5 protein-coding genes and 3 tRNA genes (1 of these 8 cut by a window edge) are annotated in these 6,056 nt (G+C 40.4%); all 8 read left to right on the top strand.

From position 1 onward, the window contains the following. Positions 1 to 56, top strand: a tRNA-OTHER gene (locus DXA60_RS09645) (it extends 56 nt beyond the left edge of the window). Between the two features lie 22 nt (positions 57 to 78). Next, positions 79 to 162: transfer RNA gene (locus DXA60_RS09640), tRNA-Leu, on the top strand. A gap of 34 nt (positions 163 to 196) precedes the next feature. Continuing rightward, a tRNA-Arg gene (locus DXA60_RS09635) sits at positions 197 to 270 on the top strand. Between the two features lie 193 nt (positions 271 to 463). Further along, positions 464 to 1,666 (top strand): bifunctional phosphopantothenoylcysteine decarboxylase/phosphopantothenate--cysteine ligase CoaBC, encoded by a 1,203-nt coding sequence (coaBC, locus tag DXA60_RS09630; RefSeq protein ID WP_117921039.1) that lies wholly within the window; start codon positions 464 to 466, stop codon positions 1,664 to 1,666. 105 nt (positions 1,667 to 1,771) lie between these two features. Then, positions 1,772 to 4,063, top strand: a complete 2,292-nt coding sequence (locus DXA60_RS09625; RefSeq protein WP_117921038.1) for a cyclic nucleotide-binding domain-containing protein — start codon at positions 1,772 to 1,774, stop codon at positions 4,061 to 4,063. 158 nt (positions 4,064 to 4,221) lie between these two features. After that, entirely contained in the window at positions 4,222 to 4,428 is a 207-nt protein-coding gene (locus DXA60_RS09620) for a hypothetical protein (RefSeq protein WP_118210181.1), read from the top strand. A gap of 101 nt (positions 4,429 to 4,529) precedes the next feature. After that, on the top strand, positions 4,530 to 4,835 hold the full coding sequence (locus tag DXA60_RS09615) for a rhodanese-like domain-containing protein (protein WP_117921036.1): 306 nt from the start codon (positions 4,530 to 4,532) through the stop codon (positions 4,833 to 4,835). 65 nt (positions 4,836 to 4,900) lie between these two features. Further along, on the top strand, positions 4,901 to 6,055 hold the full coding sequence (locus tag DXA60_RS09610; RefSeq protein WP_117921035.1) for a THUMP domain-containing class I SAM-dependent RNA methyltransferase: 1,155 nt from the start codon (positions 4,901 to 4,903) through the stop codon (positions 6,053 to 6,055). Position 6,056: the final 1 nt, after the last annotated feature.

The following is a 6,056-nucleotide window of genomic DNA, read 5'->3' as shown; positions in this document are numbered from 1 at the left end:
GGGAGAGCATCTGCCTTACAAGCAGAGGGTCATAGGTTCGAGCCCTATAGGTCCCATTCAATGAGTTTATCTCATTATGCCGGCGTGGCGGAACTGGCAGACGCGCAGGACTTAAAATCCTGTTGTAGAAATACAGTACCGGTTCGATTCCGGTCGCCGGCATTGTATCTGGTTTCAGATACAATGAATTAAATATGTGTGCGTAGCTCAGCTGGATAGAGCACTTGGCTACGGACCAAGGTGTCGGGAGTTCGAATCTTCTCGCGCACGTATGTATGGAGACATGATAAATCATGTCTCCATTTTTAGGTTTAAGTACCATGGATGCGCTCTAACGATGGAGCGAGGGGCAATCAATTAAGAAAAAGAGAACGAATCAGGTGTTGCGAAATACATAAAAACAGTATAAAATATTTTAAAAAAGCATCGTATCGTAAAAGAACGAGAGCAGGAGGAAAATAGAATGCTTCAGGGAAAGACAGTACTTCTTGGCGTAACCGGCGGGATCGCGGCATATAAGATGCCAAATGTAGCACGGATGTTAAAGAAAATGCACTGTAATGTGCATGTCCTGATGACACAGAACGCGACTAACTTTATTACTGCAACGACATTTGAGACACTGACCGGCAATAAATGTCTGATCGATACCTTTGACCGTAATTTTGAATTTTCAGTGGAACATGTTGCGTTGGCAAAGCAGGCAGATCTGGTGCTTATTGCACCTGCTACTGCAAATGTGATAGGAAAGATCGCAAATGGAATTGCGGATGATATGCTGACTACGACAGTGATGGCATGTACCTGCAAAGTGTTGGTTGCACCGGCAATGAATCATAATATGTATCATAATTCAATTGTGCAGGAAAATCTGGAAAAACTGAAGCGGCATGGATACGAGATTATAGATCCGGTATGCGGTATGCTTGCAAATGGCGATACTGGTGATGGAAAACTTCCATCAGAAGAAACATTGGTTGAGTATGTTTTAAGAGAACTTGCATTTGAGAAAGATATGCAGGGATTGAAAGTACTGGTAACTGCAGGCCCGACACAGGAAGCAATCGATCCGGTTCGCTTTATATCAAACCATTCTACTGGAAAGATGGGATATGCCATAGCAAAGAATGCTATGCTTCGTGGTGCAGAAGTGACACTTGTGACCGGCAAGACTGCATTAGAGCCGCCAATGTTTGTGCAAACAGTTCCTGTGATATCTGCAAAGGATATGTATCAGGCAGTCATGGAACGCGCGAAAGAACAGGATATTATTGTAAAGGCAGCGGCAGTGGCTGATTATACGCCAGCGCATACTGCAGATGAGAAGATCAAAAAATCAGAAGGTGAGTTATCACTCGCACTGGAAAAAACAACAGATATTCTTGCAGAGCTTGGGAAGAATAAAGGTAAAACGGTTTTATGTGGATTTTCTATGGAGACAGAGCATATGTTGGAAAACTCCAGGGCAAAACGCGAAAAGAAGAATCTTGATATGATTGCTGCAAATAATTTAAAACAGCAGGGGGCCGGATTTGCCGGTGACACAAATGTGCTGACGCTGATCACAGAAAAGTGGGAAAAAGAGCTTGCGCTTATGAGTAAAGATGAAGCAGCGAAATGTCTGTTGGATGAATTGTTAAAATTAAAAATAGTAAATAGTAAATAAATTTTTAAAGAAAAATACAGTATAAGAAAAATACAGTATAAGAAGCAGACAGGAATAAAGATTAAAAAGTGTTGCAGCATGAAATGCAGACAGGAGACAGGGTATATGGAGACAATTAAGGTACAGAAAAATCAGGTAATTGCGAAACAAAAGGAAAAAGTAAAAGCATGGTATTTAATTTTAGAAGGATCGGTCGTACAGAGAAATTCCTACGCGAGGATTGTTCTGAACAAAGAAAGTGTGATCGGTGTTTCGGAGAAAGACAGATATTTGTGTGACTATATCGCAAGAGAAGATTCTGTACTTGCAGTTTTTCCATATAATACAGCAGATGATTTGATCAATGCATTAAACGGTCAGGAGAGCATGCGTGGAACACTCCTTCGTGCTGCTTTAAAACAGCGGCAGATGCTGCTTGAGATGTATGCCGGATTTAAGAATCTGGTAAGACAGTTTCATACATTTGTGGAAACTGAATATAATGATTATACCATGCTTTGCAGTCAGATGCGTATTGACGGACAGGGTTTTCCGAGGATGGACAACTTTAAACCGCTTGATATGGTACATATGGCAGAGAACTGGGAAGTTAATAACAGTACCAGTCTTACAAAAAAAGGATATCTTGATGAATACATAAAGCTCATGCAAAAAGATGACAGCCTTTGTATCGGGGCTATTATGGAAGCCTCTTATCAGACAAGGCGTGTTATGCAGGGCATTATCGAGATGGTTGATTATCTGAAATACAATCAGGATATTTTATTATCAGAATCCGAAAACGATTTATTCCATCTTTATTTTGAGCTTGTAATACAGGCAGAAATGAATCATTATGATGTGACCCCATTAAAAGAACGTATGGATAAAATTGCGGAAGTTATCCGTAAATTAAATATTTATGATGATAAACTGGTATCCTATCGTCTGAATGAGTATAAAAATCATGATTTTACGCAGTATGCAATTGATGAGTTTGCCACACCGGGAGAAGATGATAATATTTCTGATGAGGAATGGGATGAGGAAGAAGAGTCAGAAGACTGCTTAGAACATATCTTAACTTATGCCGGATATACACCGGAGCGCATCGAAGATATGCGAAAACTGATCCAGAAGTACAGGGATCTTCCGGATATGCTTTCCACAGATGCGGAAGTATTCCAGCTTAGAAAACAGCTTTCACAGGTATTTTATGATGCGTATTATAAAGTATTTATGAATGTGATGAAAGATGATGATGAACCGACACCGATCATAGAGATGTTTTTAAATTTCGGCTTTATGGATGTACAGATGGTGGGTGAGGACAATGCCAATATCCTTTATGATCTGACAGAGCATTTAGAAGTTTGTAACTCGGATCATATTTTTACGATATTTGAGTGGTTAAAAACGATTTATAATGGTCAGAATGAGCCGTCAAAGAATGAATTTGATCTGGATTATACGGGCTATCTGGCTGAACTGAAAAAAACCGGAAAAGTAAACGAAAAACAGATGCGGGAGTATGCAAATAACCGTGAGATGAAGGTAAAATTTGAGATACAGAATATGTTTACTTCCGGAAACCGCGTTACTTATGGCAGGGTATCGACATTTTGTCCGATTTTAGGAGAGAATGACCTGATCAATTCTGTTGATAAGATGCTTGTTACAGCACAGAAGATCGAGGATGCCATGAATAAAGTGCGAAAGGTCGATTTTTCTGTATTTTACAGAGGTGTTGTATTTTCAGATCCGGATAAGGGAATCAATCGTGAAGAGATCATGAAAGAAGTACTTCCGAATATTATTCTGATGCCGAATGCAGGAACAAGAGCGATGATGTGGCAGGAGACTGCGGGTGTAAGACGTGATACACCGGCAAGATATATGTTCCCTATTTTTACAGCTGTTGATCTTGATGATATGATGGTTGAAACGACAGGACGTTACCGCTGGGAGATCTGCCGCAAAATTCAGGGTGTTCACTGGAATGATATCCGTGATAAATCCCTGACAGCAGAGTATTGTGATTATATTCAGTTTTACAAGAAGAATCATGATCTTTCGATTGAGGCAAAAGAAAAGATAAAAAGTGCACTGCTTCGTGGAAAAAATAATTACCGTGAGGTGTTTGTAAAAGATTATCAGAACTGGATCAAATATGAGTCAAAAGGAAGTTTTCGTTTAAATAAAGTTTCAAGAGAGATCCTTGTGACATATTGTCCATTTGCGAAGGAGATCAGAGAAGAGTTAAAGTCTAATCCAATGTATCAGAATGCATGGCAGAGATATGATATTTTAATGACGAAAAAAATTCAGCGCATCAATGGCGTCTATGATAAATATCAGAAGGCGGGCGGTAAGATCACAGATGAACTGAAAGATAATTTAGAATATTATATGATGTAACTGTATGTATAATTGAAAGCATTTCTTCCAATAATATTTATGCAATCCAAAGTGCATGTAACTGAAATTGTGTATGACAGAAATTGTATGCAGTTAAAAGTACATGCCATCCAAATTGCAGGAAGCAGGTGCAAAAGGGCACCGGAATGGAGGAAGAAATGGCAAAGAACGCAGACAAAACAAACAGTGGATCTAATTGCAGAAACAGTTACGAGGACAGCTATGAAAATAGCTATGGGCAGAACAGCTCAAAAAATAAGTCTTCCAACAAGGCAACAAACAGCAACGAACAGAACAGATCAACAAACAGTAACGGACAGAATAAATCCGGTCAGAATAGCACAGGTTCTAACGTATCTAAATAAGAACACAGATACCGAAAACTGCATATAATGTAAGGAAAACATTTGCAGAAGAACAGATTACAGGGCAGCGCTTTGTAATCTGTTTTTATTTCGGAGGTATTATGGCATTTTTTACGATACATCCACGCGAGATGGAACAGATCATTTTAGGTAAGCATGCTCTGGTGCTTGATGTGAGGGAGAGAGAAGTTTACCGGGAAGAACATTATAAGGGTGCATATTGCTGTCCATATGAGGAAATGAATGGATGGATGAGACGTTTTAACAGAACCAGAACATTAGTCGTTTATTGCGAATATGGTAGTACGAGCCTTTTGGCAGCAAGGCAGCTTGCAAAATGCGGTTACGAGGTGTATACAGTTGTTGGAGGAATGCGGGCGATCAGACAATATAATGGTTATGATTAACATTGACAGGGTATTTTAGAACGGATAATATAATACTAAGGTAAAAGAAACAGTAAGGAGAATTCATGAAAACATATGAACTTGTGGTACCGTGCCATTTCGGGTTAGAGGCGGTATTGAAAAGAGAGATTTATGATCTTGGTTATGAGATAGACAGAGTAGAAGACGGAAGAATCACATTTACCGGAGATGAGGAGGCAATCTGCCGGGCGAATATTTTCCTGCGCACGGCAGAACGTGTTTTAATTCAGGTAGGGCGTTTTCATGCGGAAACATTTGAAGAATTATTTCAGGGAATCAAGTCACTTCGGTGGGAAAAATATATTCCTGAAAATGGTAAGTTCTGGGTAAAAAAGGCATCTTCTATCAAAAGTAAACTGTTCAGTCCGTCTGATATTCAGTCGATCGCGAAAAAAGCAATGGTAGAGCGGTTAAAGCAGCAATATCATAAAGAGTGGTTTGCTGAGGATGGAGCACCGTATCCGGTGCGTATTTTTCTGTTAAAGGATGAAGTCATGGTAACACTTGATACATCGGGGGATTCCCTGCATAAAAGGGGATATCGTACTTTGACCAGCAAAGCACCGCTGACGGAGACACTTGCGGCGTCCTTACTGATGCTGACGCCATGGAAACCGGATCGTATCCTTGTAGATCCGTTTTGCGGAAGTGGAACATTCCCGATAGAGGCGGCAATGATCGCTGCAAATATCGCACCTGGAATGAATCGTGAATTTACAGCAGAGCAATGGACAAATATCATAGACCGTAAAGTCTGGTATGAGTGTGTGAAAGAAGCACAGGATATGGTCAATGATGATATTACCGTGGATATCCAGGGATATGACATTGACGGTGATGTGGTAAAAGCGGCGAGACAGAATGCTGTCCGTGCAGGAGTTGACCATCTGATCCATTTCCAGCAGAGACCCGTGGCAGAATTGCACCATCCGAAGAAATATGGTTTTATCGTGACAAATCCGCCATATGGAGAGCGCCTAGAAGATAAAGCGGATCTGCCGGAATTATACAGTCAGATCGGGGAGGCATACCGGAGATTGGATGCATGGTCGATGTATCTGATCACCAGTTATGAGGACACAGAGCGTTACATAGGGCGGAAGGCGGATAAAAACCGTAAGATTTATAACGGAATGTTAAAGACGTACTTTTATCAGTTTATGGGACCAAAACCGCCAAAACGTGATAATTTTCATTAAG

The sequence above is a fragment of the Roseburia sp. OF03-24 genome (assembly GCF_003463035.1).
GTDB classification, from domain to species: domain Bacteria; phylum Bacillota; class Clostridia; order Lachnospirales; family Lachnospiraceae; genus Roseburia; species Roseburia rectibacter.
Note: the sequence above shows the minus strand (reverse complement) of the source record. Positions and strands in the feature narration are given on the sequence as shown.

What these genes read in the sequence shown, in the direction of transcription:
- coaBC (WP_117921039.1), top strand. Translation starts at nt 464, where the DNA reads ATGCTTCAGGGAAAGACAGTACTTCTTGGCGTAACCGGCGGGATCGCG.
- DXA60_RS09610 (WP_117921035.1), top strand. Translation starts at nt 4,901, where the DNA reads ATGAAAACATATGAACTTGTGGTACCGTGCCATTTCGGGTTAGAGGCG.
- DXA60_RS09620 (WP_118210181.1), top strand. Translation starts at nt 4,222, where the DNA reads ATGGCAAAGAACGCAGACAAAACAAACAGTGGATCTAATTGCAGAAAC.
- DXA60_RS09625 (WP_117921038.1), top strand. Translation starts at nt 1,772, where the DNA reads ATGGAGACAATTAAGGTACAGAAAAATCAGGTAATTGCGAAACAAAAG.
- DXA60_RS09615 (WP_117921036.1), top strand. Translation starts at nt 4,530, where the DNA reads ATGGCATTTTTTACGATACATCCACGCGAGATGGAACAGATCATTTTA.